Annotated in this window: 13 protein-coding genes; 2 read left to right on the top strand and 11 right to left on the bottom strand. The window is 62.6% G+C overall.

Translation table 11 applies throughout. The annotated features are described in order from the left end of the window. Positions 1 to 48: 48 nt before the first annotated feature. The 7 genes from GWL_RS21185 to GWL_RS21155 all read right to left on the bottom strand — a co-directional run bounded on the left by GWL_RS21185 (position 49) and on the right by GWL_RS21155 (position 7250). Positions 49 to 774 carry an ABC transporter ATP-binding protein gene (locus GWL_RS21185; RefSeq protein WP_008326433.1) on the bottom strand — a complete coding sequence of 242 codons (726 nt, stop codon included), beginning with the start codon at positions 772 to 774 and terminating at the stop codon, positions 49 to 51. A 15-nt stretch (positions 775 to 789) separates the two neighbouring features. Continuing rightward, positions 790 to 1557 carry an ABC transporter ATP-binding protein gene (locus GWL_RS21180; RefSeq protein WP_008326432.1) on the bottom strand — a complete coding sequence of 256 codons (768 nt, stop codon included), beginning with the start codon at positions 1555 to 1557 and terminating at the stop codon, positions 790 to 792. A 21-nt stretch (positions 1558 to 1578) separates the two neighbouring features. Then, positions 1579 to 2793, bottom strand: a complete 1215-nt coding sequence (locus GWL_RS21175) for an ABC transporter ATP-binding protein (RefSeq protein WP_034349864.1) — start codon at positions 2791 to 2793, stop codon at positions 1579 to 1581. An 82-nt stretch (positions 2794 to 2875) separates the two neighbouring features. Beyond that, positions 2876 to 3805: a branched-chain amino acid ABC transporter permease gene (locus GWL_RS21170; protein WP_008326430.1), complete on the bottom strand. Its 930-nt coding sequence runs from the start codon at positions 3803 to 3805 to the stop codon at positions 2876 to 2878. A gap of 132 nt (positions 3806 to 3937) precedes the next feature. Beyond that, positions 3938 to 4876: a delta(1)-pyrroline-2-carboxylate reductase family protein gene (locus GWL_RS21165; protein ID WP_008334233.1), complete on the bottom strand. Its 939-nt coding sequence runs from the start codon at positions 4874 to 4876 to the stop codon at positions 3938 to 3940. A gap of 18 nt (positions 4877 to 4894) precedes the next feature. Then, positions 4895 to 5905 (bottom strand): trans-3-hydroxy-L-proline dehydratase, encoded by a 1011-nt coding sequence (lhpH, locus tag GWL_RS21160; protein ID WP_008334232.1) that lies wholly within the window; start codon positions 5903 to 5905, stop codon positions 4895 to 4897. A 208-nt stretch (positions 5906 to 6113) separates the two neighbouring features. Beyond that, positions 6114 to 7250, bottom strand: coding sequence for a branched-chain amino acid ABC transporter substrate-binding protein (locus GWL_RS21155; RefSeq protein WP_008334230.1), 1137 nt, complete (start codon positions 7248 to 7250; stop codon positions 6114 to 6116). Positions 7251 to 7628: 378 nt separating this feature from the next. On the opposite strand from GWL_RS21155, the gene GWL_RS21150 reads away from it, so the two are divergent. Further along, positions 7629 to 8093: an Lrp/AsnC ligand binding domain-containing protein gene (locus GWL_RS21150; RefSeq protein ID WP_008334229.1), complete on the top strand. Its 465-nt coding sequence runs from the start codon at positions 7629 to 7631 to the stop codon at positions 8091 to 8093. Here the strand turns inward: GWL_RS21150 and GWL_RS21145 are convergent. Continuing rightward, on the bottom strand, positions 8083 to 9054 hold the full coding sequence (locus GWL_RS21145; RefSeq protein WP_008334227.1) for an AraC family transcriptional regulator: 972 nt from the start codon (positions 9052 to 9054) through the stop codon (positions 8083 to 8085). The genes GWL_RS21150 and GWL_RS21145 overlap by 11 nt on opposite strands. 151 nt (positions 9055 to 9205) lie before the next feature. Between GWL_RS21145 and GWL_RS21140 the strand changes: the two genes are divergently transcribed. Further along, the gene (locus tag GWL_RS21140) at positions 9206 to 9739 is read left to right on the top strand and encodes a carboxymuconolactone decarboxylase family protein (protein WP_008334226.1); all 534 of its coding nucleotides are present in this window, start codon (positions 9206 to 9208) and stop codon (positions 9737 to 9739) included. Between the two features lie 168 nt (positions 9740 to 9907). Here GWL_RS21140 and GWL_RS21135 read toward each other — a convergent pair whose 3' ends face one another. From GWL_RS21135 to dksA, 3 genes are all read right to left on the bottom strand, one after another. Beyond that, positions 9908 to 11989 (bottom strand): TonB-dependent receptor, encoded by a 2082-nt coding sequence (locus GWL_RS21135; protein WP_008334224.1) that lies wholly within the window; start codon positions 11987 to 11989, stop codon positions 9908 to 9910. A gap of 181 nt (positions 11990 to 12170) precedes the next feature. Beyond that, positions 12171 to 12572 carry a hypothetical protein gene (locus GWL_RS21130; RefSeq protein WP_034351571.1) on the bottom strand — a complete coding sequence of 134 codons (402 nt, stop codon included), beginning with the start codon at positions 12570 to 12572 and terminating at the stop codon, positions 12171 to 12173. A gap of 80 nt (positions 12573 to 12652) precedes the next feature. Then, a complete protein-coding gene (dksA, locus tag GWL_RS21125) occupies positions 12653 to 13138 on the bottom strand; it encodes an RNA polymerase-binding protein DksA (RefSeq protein ID WP_175344725.1) in 486 nt (161 codons plus the stop codon). Positions 13139 to 13211 lie beyond the last annotated feature (73 nt).

Genomic DNA, 13211 nt, shown 5'->3' with positions numbered 1-13211 from the left:
TGATTTATATCATTTACCCGTTTCTTCACCACGCACTGAAACCACCCATCATCCCTCACCCAGATAAGCCGCCTTCACCCGCGGATCATCCAGCATCTGCTGCGCCTGCCCTTCCATGGTAATCAGGCCCGACTCCATCACGTAACCGCGATGCGCCGCTTCCAGCGCCAGCTTGGCGTTCTGTTCCACCAGCAGGATGGTGATGCCCTGCGCCGACACATTGCGGATCACTTCAAAGATCTTCTCCACCATGATCGGCGACAGACCCATCGAAGGCTCATCCAGCAACAGCAGCTTGGGATGGCTCATCAGCGCACGCGCCATCGCCAGCATCTGCTGCTCGCCACCCGACAGGGTACCGGCCATCTGCGCCGCACGTTCCTTCAGGCGCGGGAAGACCTCGAACCAGCGATCGATGTCGGCCTGGATCTGGCCCTTGTCATTGCTGGTGTAGGCCCCCATCAACAGGTTTTCCTGGATGCTCATGCGCGTAAACACGCCACGCCCTTCCGGCACCATCGCCAGCTTGTCCTTGACCAGCTCGAAGGACTTCTTGCCCTTCAACGGATTGCCCATGTAATACACATGGCCATCTACCTTGCTGCTGGGCAGCGTGCCGGTGATGGCTTTCAAGGTCGTGGTCTTGCCCGCGCCATTGGCACCGATCAGGGTCACCAGTTCACCATCGTTGACCTCCAGGCTGATGCCCTTGACGGCCTGGATGCCGCCATAGGCCACGCTCAGTTGTTCGACTTTGAGGATGTTCGTTGTCATGTTCTGTGGTCTCGCTTAATGTCCTGCACCGAGGTAGGCCTCGATCACCGCCGGGTTCTTCTGCACGTCTGCCGGTACGCCTTCGGCAATCGGCTTGCCATAGTCCAGCACCGTGATGCGATTGCACAGGCCCATCATCAGCTTCACATCGTGTTCGATCAGCAGGATGGTCTTGCCTTCGGCCTGGATCTTGACCAGCAGCTCGCGCAGGCCCAGCTTCTCGGTGGCGTTCATGCCGGCCGCCGGCTCGTCCAGCGCCAGCAGTTGCGGATCGGTCGCCAGTGCGCGGGCGATCTCCAGGCGACGCTGGTCACCATACGACAGGTGACGCGCCGTGCGACGGGCGAACTGGCCGATGCCCACGAAGTCCAGCAGCTGCTGCGACTTCTCGCGGATCGCCGCTTCTTCATCGCGTGCCGCCTTGTGGCGGAACACCGCTCCGAAAACATTTTGTTTGGTGCGCACGTGGCAACCCACCATCACGTTTTCCAGCACGGTCATTTCACCGAAGAGGCGAATGTTCTGGAAGGTACGGGCGATGCCGGCCTTGGCCACTTCGTGCGGGGCGCTCGGCGAATACGGTTTGCCATCCAGTTCGAAGGTGCCGGTATCGGGTTGATACAGGCCCGTGATGACGTTGAAGAAGGTAGTCTTGCCAGCACCGTTGGGGCCGATCAGGCCGTAGATCTGGCCGCGTTCGATGGTGATGCCCACGCCGTTCAAGGCTTGCAGGCCGCCGAAACGCTTGCTGACGTCACGGATCTTGAGCAGTGTTTGTGTCATGTTCTGTGCTCCTGATAAGGCTTAGGCTTTGACTTCGCCGGCGGTACCGACTTTGGTATGGTCCGCTTCGGGACGATCTTCATGGCGCGGCGAGGGCCACAGACCGGCCGGGCGGGTCAGCATGATGACCACCATGGCCAGGCCGTAGAGCAGTTGGCGCAGCACTTCGGCATCGATCCACACCTTGCCGAAAATGGCCATCTGCAGCGGTTCCACCACGTGACGCAGCACTTCCGGCAGCGCCGCCAGGATCACGCCACCCAGCACCACGCCAGGGATGTGGCCGATACCGCCCAGCACCACCATGGCCAGCACGGCGATGGACTCGGTCAGCGAGAAGGATTCCGGCGAGACGAAGCCCTGGAAGGCGCCGAACATGGCGCCGGCCACGCCACCAAACGAAGCGCCCATGGCAAAGGCCAGCAGCTTGACGTTGCGGGTGTTGATGCCCATCGCCTTGGCGGCGATCTCGTCTTCACGGATCGCCACCCAGGCACGGCCCAGGCGCGAATCCTGCAGGCGGCTCGAGAAGAAGATCACGAAGATGCACAGCACCAGGAACAGGTAGTAATACGCGTTCACCGACGGCAGGCTCATGCCGAATACCTTCACCATCGAACCGGAACCCGGTTCACCGGCCAGCGAGACGCCGAACACGCGGATCGGATCGATCAGGTTGATGCCCTGCGGACCATTGGTGATGTTCACCGGGGCATTCAGGTTGTTCATGAAGATGCGGATGATCTCGCCGAAGCCCAGCGTCACGATGGCCAGGTAGTCACCACGCAGCTTCAGGGTCGGCGCGCCCAAGAGTGCACCGAAGATCGCCGCCAGCACGCCCGAGATCGGTACGATCAGCCACAGCGACAGGTGGATGCCGTTCTGCACGATCTGCGGACCGCACAGCCAGACCAGGAAATTGCCGACCGACGGATAGGTGTTGACGAAGGATTCGATCACCGCCGCAAACTGCGGCGAGGCCAGCAGGCCCGCCGTATAGGCACCAATGGCGTAGAAGGCGATGTAGCCCAGGTCCAGCAGACCGGCAAAACCCACCACCACGTTCAGGCCCAGGGCCAGCATGATGTAGAGCAGCGCCATATCCATGATGCGCACCCACGAATTGCCAAACTGCTGGGCGAAGACGGGGAAGATGATCATCAGCGCCAACAGCACCAGCAGGCTGATGCGAGCCTGTCCAGGGTTGCGCTTCATGTCGAAGGTCATGAGAGCCATAGTGTTCTCTTCCGATTTCTTGAGTTCTTTAATTTCCAAGTTTCTGACTTTAAGTTTTTAAGGTTTTTAAACTTAAAAAAACTTAAGCCCGATCCGCCACACGCTCACCCATGATCCCGGACGGGCGCAGGGTCAGCACGATGATCAGCACGATGAAGGCGAAGATGTCCTGGTAGTTGCTGCCCAGGAAGTTGCCGGTCAGGTCGCCGATGTAACCCGCGCCCAGGCTTTCGATCAGGCCCAGCAGGATGCCGCCCAGCATGGCGCCGTAGATGTTGCCGATACCGCCCAGAACCGCTGCCGAGAAGGCTTTCAGGCCCGGCACGAAGCCCATCGCGAATTGCGCGGTGGAGTAGTTGGCGGCCCACATCACGCCGGCGATGGCGGCCAGGGCGGCGCCGATGGCGAAGGTGACGATGATGACGCGGTTGGCGTCCACGCCCATCAAACCGGCGATGCGCGGGTTCTCGGCGGTGGCGCGCATGGCGCGGCCCATCTTGGTCTTTTCAACGATGAGTACCAGACCGATCATGGCGGCCAGGGCCAGGATCAGCAGCATGATCTGCGTGGGCGAAATCAGGGCACCGGCGATGTTGACCGGGGTCGAGGGCATGATCTGCGGGAACGGCAGCGGGCTGCGGCCCCAGATCATCATGGCGAAGGTCTGCAGCAGGATCGATACGCCGATGGCGGTGATCAGCGGCGCCAGACGCGGCGCATTGCGCAGCGGACGGTAAGCGATGCGTTCGATCAAGAGGCTCACGATCACGCACACCGGAATGGCACCGACGATGGCGATGATCAGCTTGACGATGCCCGGCAGGTCAGGGGCCACCTGCTGCACCAATTTGAGGATCGACAGGCCGACCATGGCACCCACCATCAGGATGTCGCCGTGGGCAAAGTTGATCAGGTTCAGCACCCCGTACACCATGGTGTAGCCCAGGGCGATCAGTGCGTACATGCTGCCTAGCACCAATCCGTTGATGATCTGTTGGAGGAAAATATCCATGAAACGGTGTCTCCTTCAGGAGGATGATTGTTGTGAAACGTCAGGAAACTGCAAGGAAACCGCAAACGCGTGAACGTCCGCGAAAAAAGCGTAAATTATTTATCAAATTAGGCGCGCATGCACGCGCAAATTTCAAAGCCCCAGTGTGGTGCGCATCACGCGCGCTGCCGCCAGGTCCCATGCAGCCTGGCCCACGGTCTTGAACACCGGCAGCGCCCCCGCGCCATGCAGTGTATCGACCAGGGTCTTGCCGGCCAGCACATCGCCGATGCCCACCACCCCGGACCAATCAACCTTGGCCTGGATCAGATCCCCGGCTTCGTGATGCGCGCCGGCCAGGTCATCGACCACAATGCGGCGAGCGTGCAGCAGGCTGGCCGGGAACTCCACCATGTCCGGCTTGAAGGCGCCCACGCCGATGGCCAGCGTATCAGCGGCGATCTGTTCAGGAATCACGGCCACGCGCGACGTGGTCAAGGCAATCACCACATCGGTGCGTGGCAGATCCTGTTGCAACATCTGTGCCGGGAGCGGACTGGCCACCACTTGCGGATGGCGTTCGCTGATGGCCTGGCAGAAAGCCTGGGTACGCGCGAGGTCACGCGCGGCCACCCAGAATTGACGGACACCGAATACTTCGGCCAGCGCATCGGCATGTGCCGCTGCCTGGGCGCCGGTGCCGATGAGCAGCGCCGATTGCGGCCTGCGCGGCAGCAGCGTACGAATGCCCAGCATGCTCATGGCGGCGGTGCGACGCGCTGTGACGGTGGGACCATCCATCAATGCCAGGCGGCGGCCGGTGTGGGTCTCGAAGACGATCACCTCACCCTGGATCGCCGGCAACTGATGGCGTGCATTGTCGCCATGCACGGTGATGAGCTTGGTCACCGAGAGATCCTCGGCAATGGCCGGCATGCCCAGCAAGACGCTGTTGCCATCGATGGGAACGACCTGGCGTTCGGGCGCGCGGATGGCGCCGCTGGCCAGTTCCTGCGCGGCCCGCGCGAGGGCATCGACCAGCGCGGCATAAGGCAGGGCAGCGGCGGTCTGGCGGGATTCAAGAATGTGCATGGGAATCCTTGGAGAAGGTCAGCGCAGGAAGAAGCCGGTCGGGAAAGGATCGGAGTCTTCCAGCACCCACTGGTTGGTACTCATGATGTGGGCGTAGCCGCTCACTTCGGTGAGTGCACCGTCGAAATCGCCCACCTTGGTGGCAGCGGTCACGCGCACGCCGAAGTTGCTGCCGACGATGCTGCCGTTGACGTAGGACTGGTTCAGCGCCAGCCGGCCGCGCAGGAACAGCTGGGCCGCACGGCCCGAGGTGCCGGTACCGGTGGGCGAACGATCCACTTCGCGGTCGGCGAAGATGCAGACGTTGGACTGGTCCGCGCCCGGAAAATTGGGTTCGCTGTCGATGATGGTGCCGTACAGCGTATTGAGGCCGGGCTCCAGCGGATGCGCGATGGCGACCTTGGCCATCACCGCAGCCTTGGTTTCGGCGCCCAGCTGGATCAGTTGGCGTACCAGTTCCGGCTTGACCGTCAGGCCGGCCTGCGTCGCATTGATGTAGTAGTAGAAGGCGCCACCGAAGACAATGTCGCCGACGATCTTGCCAAACCCGGGCGTCTGGACCTCCACATCGCGGCGATAGATGAAGGCCGGTACGTTGTTGAAGCTGACCTTGCCGGCGCGCACGCCATCCCACTCGACGAAGGCTTCGATGAAGCCGGCCGGGGCATCGAAGCAGATGCGGGTCTGCGGCTGCGTGCGTTCGACGTAGCCCATCTCGACCAGCACCTTGCCCAGGGCAATGATGCCGTGGCCGCACATGTCGCTGTAGCCTTCGTTGTGAATGAAGATGACGCCGAAGTCGGCACCGGTCGTGACCGGCGGCAGCAGGTAGGCGCCGTACATGTCGGCATGGCCGCGCGGTTCGTTCATCAGGAAGCGACGCAGATCGTCGCGATGTTCACGCAGCCAGGCGCGCTGCTCCAGGATGGTGCCGGCCGGGATCTTGGGCAGGCCCGAGACCACGATGCGCAGCGGTTCGCCGCCGGTGTGGGCATCGATGGTCTGGACGGTACGGGTATAGCTGAGCATGGTCTTCCTTCCGGGTGTGCTGCGGGTCCGCCTGGGCAGAGGGTAACACTGCCGGGGATGAGGTCGGCACCGCAAGCGGGTACGGCAAACCGCTCCCGGGCCGGTCGAAACCGGCGGGAAGCGGGGCACTGCACAGTGGAGCTGGGCTGGAAGCCTGGCAAGCCGCCCGCCATGGCGGGCGGCAGGATCAGGCCAGGGGAAGGAGCGATCAGTAGCTGGTCAGGGGGACCGGCAGACCGTCCTTGAAGCGATAGACCGTCACCGGCGATTGCTTCAGGTCGTGGTTGGCGTCGAAGTCGTACTGGCCGGCCACACCCTTGTAGCTGATCTTGGCCAGGGCCGGACCGAAGGCCTTGGGCTCGACCGAGTTGGCCTGCTTCATGGCCTGGGCGATGAGCATCATGCCATCGTAGAAGGAAACTGCATAGGTCTCGGCAGGACGGTTGTATTTCTTCTGGTAGTCGTCAGCGAAGACCTTGCCATCCTTGGCCTTGTCCAGCATGGTGCCGCCCTGGGTGCAGTAGACGCTCTCGCCGATGGCATCACCACCGAGGCGACCCATTTCCGGCGAGCAGATGCCGTCGCCGCCCATCAGGGGCACGTCGATGCCCAACTGCTTCATCTGGCGCTTGATCGGACCACCCTGGGGAGCGTAGCCGCCCAGGAACACGGCGTCGGGCTTCTTGCCCTTGATCGAGGTCAGGATGGCGGTAAAGTCGGTGGCCTTGTCGTTGGTGAAGTCCTTGCTGATGACTTCAATGCCGTTGGCCTTGGCGACCTTGGTGAATTCCTCGGCCAGGCCCTGACCATAGGCTGTGCGGTCATCGATCACGGCCACGCGCTTGAACTTCAGTTCCTTGGCAGCATACAGGGCCATCTTGCCGCCCAGCTGGCTGTCGCTGGCGGCCACGCGGAACAGGGTGGCGAAACCTTGCTGGGTGATCTTGGGGTTGGAGGCCACGGTAGCCACCACGATGCCGGCATCGTTGTAGACGCGCGAGGCGGGGATGGTCACGCCCGAGTTGTAGGGACCGACGATGGCCTTGACGCCCTCGTCAGCCAGCTTCTGTGCCACGGCCACGCCCTGCTTGGGATCGGCCTGGTCATCTTCGGCGATGACTTCGAACTTGATCTTCTTGCCGCCCACGGTGATGGGTTGCGCATTCAGACGCTCGACGGCCATCATCAGGCCGCCCTGGTTGTCCTTGCCGGCCGATGCCTGGGGACCGGTCAGCGGGCTGGAGAAACCGATCTTGACGACCTGGGTATCCTGCGCCATGGCGAAAGCAGGGATCAGCGCCAGCGAGGCGGCGATGATGTTGAGTCCGGAGACGCGCTTGAACATGGGGTGTTTCCTCTCTTCTAGAAAGTCAGACTGCGGTGGGTAATTGCATTGAAAACGCCGGAAAAGCAGGATCTGCACCATCCCCCGCCTCGTGGGCCGGAGCGGTGCATTCCGTTGATGCCGTGCTGGCCGCGTGAGGACGGTCTTTACCGCCACGCGCTGGCAAGCCTGCAAACAAAACTCGTCAACATCCATTGCCGAGATACTGCTGTGATCCGCGCAGAAGCGAGGTGAACTTCGCTTCATGCCCGCATTACGTTATGTTTTTTATGAGGGAGGATTCTATTGACTCTTCCTTGATATTAGGCCCGCTTATTCCCCTTATAATTGGAATAAAATTTTCTCAATATATTTTTAACTGAATAAAGTTCAGAAACCATGGCCGGACTCGACAAGATCAGCAAGAAAATTCTGGCGGAGCTGCAAAACGATGGCCGCATCAGCAACGTCGACCTGGCCGCGCGCGTGAACCTGTCGCCGGCCGCTTGCCTGGAGCGGGTTCGCAAGCTGCAGGAAGCCGGCTACATCCTCGGTTATGCAGCGCAATTGAATCCGGAATTGCTGGATGTCTCGCTGCTGGTCTTCATCGAAGTGGTGCTGGACCGCACCACGCCGGATGTCTTTGCCGAATTCAAGAAGAGCGTGCAGAGCATCCCCGAGATCATGGAATGCCACATGGTGGCCGGCGGCTTCGACTATCTGGTCAAGTCGCGCGTCAAGGACATGAACGCCTATCGCGAATTTCTGGGCAAGTCGCTGCTGCAATTGAAGGGCGTGCGCGAAACCCACACCTATGCCGTGATGGAAGAAGTGAAGAACACCATCCGCCTGCCTATCCGCTGATCCCCTGCGGCGGCGCCTGCCGCCCAGTGCGCCGGTAGGCGCCCGGTCCCATCCCGCTGAATTTCTTGAACACCCGGTTGAAGGCCGCCTCCGACTGATACCCCACCGCTTCGCCGATCTGCGCAGTGGGCAGTTTGCTGTAGCTCAGCAGCTGAGCGGCGCGCGCCATGCGCAATTGCTGCAGGACCTCACCCGGCGTTGTATTGCCGACCGCCTGGAAACGCCGCACGAAGGTCGCGCGCGACAGGTGACACAGCGCGGCCAGGCGGGGCAGAGTCCAATCCTGTTGCGGTGCCTCCAGCATGGCCTGCATCGCGGGCTGCAGGCCGGGATGGGCCAGCAGCGCCAGCAGACCCGGCTGCGGTCCGCCCTGGGCCAGCCAGGCGCGCAGGGCCAGTCCGAACAGCGCCGCCGCCAGCCCCGCCACCACGGCCTGGGCACCGGCGCGCAATTCTCCACGGCCATCGGCACCGCCGCATTCGCTGCGCAGCAGCGTAGCCAGTGTGCGCAGGCCATCGCCCTCGGGCAGCAAGGCTCCCCTCACCAGCAAGACTTCCGGCAGGGCCTGCACCAGAGCGTTGGAATGCGGGGCATCGAAATGGAATTGTCCGCAAAGAAAATCCGACAAGGCTTGCGCACCGCTGACCGCATCATCGTTCACATGCAGCCGCACCGGCGCCGCCGTCACTCCCAGGCGCGCCCCGATGGCCTCGGCGGCGGGCGCAATGAAGAGATCATGGGCCGCACCCCGCGTGAGTACCACCAGGTCGCCCGCTTCCAGCGGCAGCGCCGCACCCGTGGCCAGTTGCAGCTGCGCCCTGCCCTCCAGGATGAAGTGATATGGCGCCACCCCAGCCGGCAAGGCCGCATGCGGGAGATTCCACGGCTGGCCGAAGCGGCAGCGGATGTCCAGCGCAGCACGCACCGGGTGCAGGGACAGGAGGCGACTGAGGGCATCCATGGATTTCCTTCAATGAGATTGATGAGCAATTTTATGTCATTTTCAGGCATTCATAATTTCATTCAAGAGGCCTACAGTACGTCCATGCGCAACACGGACCACCGGCAATCCCGCCCAGGCCGCCGCGCTTGTCCTCATCAAGGAGAACCACATGTCCCGTTTGAACATTGCCCCCCTCAGCGAAGCCAGCGGTCAGGCCGCCCAACTGTTTGCCGCCATCAAGTCCGCCGTGGGCATGGTGCCCAATGCCTACGCCGGCATCGGCACCTTGAGCCCGGTGGCGCTGGAATCAGCCCTGCATCTGGACGGCGCGCTGCGCAAGAGCAGCCTGTCGGCCAAGGAAATCGAAGCCATCAAGCTGGCCGTGAGTGAACAGGCCGGTTGCGACTACTGCCTGGCGGCCCACGCGCTCATGGGCAAGAAGGTCGGCCTGCCAGCCCAGGCCATCGATGGCGTACGTCACGCCCGGCCCTCGGGCGATGACAAACTGGACGTACTGGCCGATTTCGCCCGCAGCCTGGTGGCCACACGGGGCACCGTCGAGGCCAGCGCGGTCGAGCGCGTGCGAGCCGTCTACAGTGATGCCCAGATCGTCGATACGCTGCTGGCGGTCACTGCCATTACCTTCACTAATCTGTTCAACCGTGTGAACGATACTGTTCTGGATTTCCCGCCGGCACCGTAATCGGCCAGAAAAAAATCCGAAAAATTACCCATTCGTTCATACGCGAAAAAAAGCCCGGCGGCCTCCTTGCGGAGGCAGCCGGGCAAGCCGCGCTGGCGGGAGGCGCAGTCTCCCGCTGGCACCCGGGGACGTCGCTGCCCGAGGCAGCTGACGTTTCATTCATATCGGTCAAAAAGCGGTGCGTACCCCCACGATGAAGTTGCGGCCCCCCAGCGGTACCGTCTCGCGCAGCACCGAGGTAGACAGGCGGATGTCCTGGTTCAGCAGGTTGCGGGCCAGCGCGAACCAGGTCAGCTTCACGCCGTTGAGGCGCTGGGTGTAGGACAGGTTGGCGTCCAGCTGGGTGTAGGACGGGGTCTCGTAGGTTTCGAAGGACGCCAGGCGATCCTGCTTCTGCGCGCGCAAGACCTTCACGCCGCTGGCCCAGGGGCCGGTCTTGTAGCCCAGCTCGATACCGTAGCGGGTGGCCGGCTGCAGGGGCAGGTTGCCCTGGTTGTCGAGCGTACCGCGCGAGGTATCGGCAAAGACCCGGCCGGAGACGCCTTCGCCATTCCAGTTGTAGGTGACCTCGGCTTCCACGCCGCGAATGGTGGCGTCGCCCTGCGACCAGAAGCGCTGCGTGAACTCGCCATTGGCATCGGCCGTGCCGGTATCGTCCACCTGGCCATTGGTCCGGCCGTAGATGTAGTTATTGACCTTGTTGCGGAACACGTTGCCCTTCCAGCGCACCAACCCCTCGGTCTTCTGCAGGCTCAGTTCGATGTTGTGTGACGTTTCCTTCTTCAACTGGTTGTCGCCGATGTCGTAGGTCGAGGTCGATTCATGCGGACCGTTGGAGTACAGCTCCTCTACCGTTGGCGCACGCTGGGCGAAGGAGTAGGTCAGGCCCAGGCCGTAACCGGGCTGGAAGCTCCACAGTCCACCAGTGGACCAGGAGATCAGGCTGAAATTGCGTCCCGGCAGGCCGCTGCCGCTGTCCGGACGCCGGCTCACGCTCTCGGCGCGCAGGCCGGCGCTGGCCAGCACCTGGCCAAACTGGCGTTCTTCCACCAGGAAGCCGGCAAAGGAGGATGAGCGGGTCGGCGGGGTCAGTTCGGACACGCCGGTATCGGGTGTCAGGGCCGAGTAGTTGCTCTGCTCGGTCTGCACGCCGAAGGTGCCGTGCCAGCCGGCCAGGGGTGCGTGCGTCAGCTCCCAGCGGGTCTGTTGGGAGCGGTTGGAGAAGACCGTGTTGGGCGTCCCATCCTGCGCCTTCTCGATGTGGGTGTAGTCGGTGTAACCCATGCGGACCCGGAACTTCTCGATACCGGCGAAGGGCTGGTTGACCACGGTGTCGAGGTCGTAGCGGTTCTGGTGCAGGTCGATGAAGGACATTTCATCGGTCGGGATACCGTAGTGATCATCCAGGGTCGCCGCCGACAGGCCGATGTAGCCCCAGTTGGTCACGTAGGAAATGCCGGCACCCAGGCTGGTCTCATGCGTGAAGGAGTTGGGCAGGCGGCCCGAGGCACTGCTGCTGTCGCCCTGGCGGACGTTGCCCGGGATCTTGTAGTTGTCGGTGTCGCGATAGTTGCCGTCCAGGTGCAGGCCGATCTGGCCAGCCGAGGTATCCAGCGAGAAAGAGCTGTTCTTTTCGCCGTCAACCGTACCGTAACGTCCTTCGACGGTGCCGGTGGGCTTGCCGACCAGCTCGGTGGGGATGCGGTCATTGACCACGTTGACCAGGCCGCCGATGGCACCCGAGCCATACAGCAGCGCCGCCGGACCACGCAGGATCTCGATCTGGCGGGCAGTGGCCGCTTCGGTGGCGACCGCATGGTCGTTGGAGACGGTGGAGACGTCGGAGACGTCCATGCCGTTCTGCAGAATCATCACGCGCGGCCCTTCCATGCCGCGGATGATGGGACGGGAAGCCCCGGCACCGAAGGCTGAAGCCGATACGCCCAGTTCGTTGGAGAGCGTGTCACCCAGCGAATTGCCAAGCTTGTTGCGCAGTTCGTCACCGGTAATGACCTTGGCCGGTGCCAGCACCTGCACATCTTCCTCCGAGGCGAAGGGGGTGGCGGTGACGACGATGGGTTGCAGGGCCGGTTGGGCCGCAGGGGTTGCAGAAGTATTGGCGGTGTTAGCGGTGTTAGCGGTATTGGTAGTGGCAGCGGTGCTGTCTGCAGTCTGCGCTGCAGCGGAAACAGACCAGGCCGCCAGGGCCGTGAGGACAGCCGAGGCAATGTGTTGGCGTTGAAGAGCCATGTGAATTCCTTGTTGTGCACGAAGCGCCGCCCGCTCTGTCGTGAGGGTGACGGGGCGGCGCGGATACACCGGCCGTCGGCACGCGATCACGCGCGGCGGCGTCAGGACGACGCAACGCCGCGCACGGATGCGCGAGGGACAACCGGTAACCAGTCATGAGGGTCTTGCAGGAGGAAGGAATTCAGCGTGGCGGGGCGCGCGAGAAGAAATGGCAGTTCAGCGGGGCGTCCCAGGACGCGAAGGCCCGCCACAGGGCCAGTACGCGCACCGGCGGCAACAGCGGCAGGGGAGGAAAATCAAAGTATGCACCCGCCGACAGGGCGGCCGCATCATAGGCGACGCAGGAGTGGTGCAGGTCGTGGGCATGGTGGTGATGGGCATGCTGCCCATCGGCGGCAGCGAGTTCGGCATGTGCCTCCTCGCCCTCATCGAACAGGGCTTCGCTGATCAGCGAATGGACCGTTCCCGGCGCCCAGCCGGCGTGCGCAATCCCGTGCACGAAACCCAGCATCTGCGCGAACAACAGCGACATCGCCAGCAAGGCGATGACGGTGGAGCTTCGCAGGGCGCGCAGACGGTTCATGGGACAGGACCAGGTAGAAAACGACAGCGGCACTGCGCCTGCGCACCGCATGGCGCAGGCGTCATCGTGCGCGGCGAGGATCAGTCGCCGTAGAGTTTCTGCTTCAGTTCGCGGCGTTGCTGGGCTTCCAGCGACAGGGTCGCGGTCGGGCGCGCCAGCAGGCGCGGAATGCCGATCGGTTCACCCGTTTCTTCACACCAGCCGTACTCGCCATTGTCGATGGCCACGATGGATTGCTGCACCTTCTTGAGCAGCTTGCGCTCGCGGTCGCGGGTGCGCAGTTCCAGGGCGTGTTCTTCCTCGATGGTGGCGCGGTCGGCCGGGTCCGGCACCAGCACGGTTTCGCGCAGGTGTTCGGTGGTTTCGTCCGCGTTCTTGAGCAGATCCTTTTCCAGTTGCTGGAGACGGGCCTTGAAGAAAGCAAGCTGCGCTTCGTTCATGTAGTCCTTCTCGTCCATCTTGAGGATCTGTTCCTCGGTCAGCAACTGCGCTGCAGGGGTAGTTTTGGGAGTCTTGGTTGCCACTTCGCTTACTTTCAATACTACGGGTTTTTCAACTATATCCATTATCCCGGCTGATGCACGGCTGCCGGAACAGGTCGCTTGTGAATCCACTTCCCTTGCCGCGTTGGCACCTCTT

This window comes from Herbaspirillum sp. GW103 (assembly GCF_000261365.1).
Taxonomy (GTDB): domain Bacteria; phylum Pseudomonadota; class Gammaproteobacteria; order Burkholderiales; family Burkholderiaceae_D; genus Herbaspirillum.
Note: the sequence above shows the minus strand (reverse complement) of the source record. Positions and strands in the feature narration are given on the sequence as shown.

Coding starts and splice junctions, on each gene's coding strand:
- GWL_RS21175 (WP_034349864.1), bottom strand. CDS start 2,793: ATGGCTCTCATGACCTTCGACATGAAGCGCAACCCTGGACAGGCTCGC.
- GWL_RS21165 (WP_008334233.1), bottom strand. CDS start 4,876: ATGCACATTCTTGAATCCCGCCAGACCGCCGCTGCCCTGCCTTATGCC.
- GWL_RS21145 (WP_008334227.1), bottom strand. CDS start 9,054: ATGGATGCCCTCAGTCGCCTCCTGTCCCTGCACCCGGTGCGTGCTGCG.
- dksA (WP_175344725.1), bottom strand. CDS start 13,138: ATGGATATAGTTGAAAAACCCGTAGTATTGAAAGTAAGCGAAGTGGCA.
- GWL_RS21185 (WP_008326433.1), bottom strand. CDS start 774: ATGACAACGAACATCCTCAAAGTCGAACAACTGAGCGTGGCCTATGGC.
- GWL_RS21180 (WP_008326432.1), bottom strand. CDS start 1,557: ATGACACAAACACTGCTCAAGATCCGTGACGTCAGCAAGCGTTTCGGC.
- GWL_RS21170 (WP_008326430.1), bottom strand. CDS start 3,805: ATGGATATTTTCCTCCAACAGATCATCAACGGATTGGTGCTAGGCAGC.
- GWL_RS21155 (WP_008334230.1), bottom strand. CDS start 7,250: ATGTTCAAGCGCGTCTCCGGACTCAACATCATCGCCGCCTCGCTGGCG.
- lhpH (WP_008334232.1), bottom strand. CDS start 5,905: ATGCTCAGCTATACCCGTACCGTCCAGACCATCGATGCCCACACCGGC.
- GWL_RS21140 (WP_008334226.1), top strand. CDS start 9,206: ATGTCCCGTTTGAACATTGCCCCCCTCAGCGAAGCCAGCGGTCAGGCC.
- GWL_RS21135 (WP_008334224.1), bottom strand. CDS start 11,989: ATGGCTCTTCAACGCCAACACATTGCCTCGGCTGTCCTCACGGCCCTG.
- GWL_RS21130 (WP_034351571.1), bottom strand. CDS start 12,572: ATGAACCGTCTGCGCGCCCTGCGAAGCTCCACCGTCATCGCCTTGCTG.
- GWL_RS21150 (WP_008334229.1), top strand. CDS start 7,629: ATGGCCGGACTCGACAAGATCAGCAAGAAAATTCTGGCGGAGCTGCAA.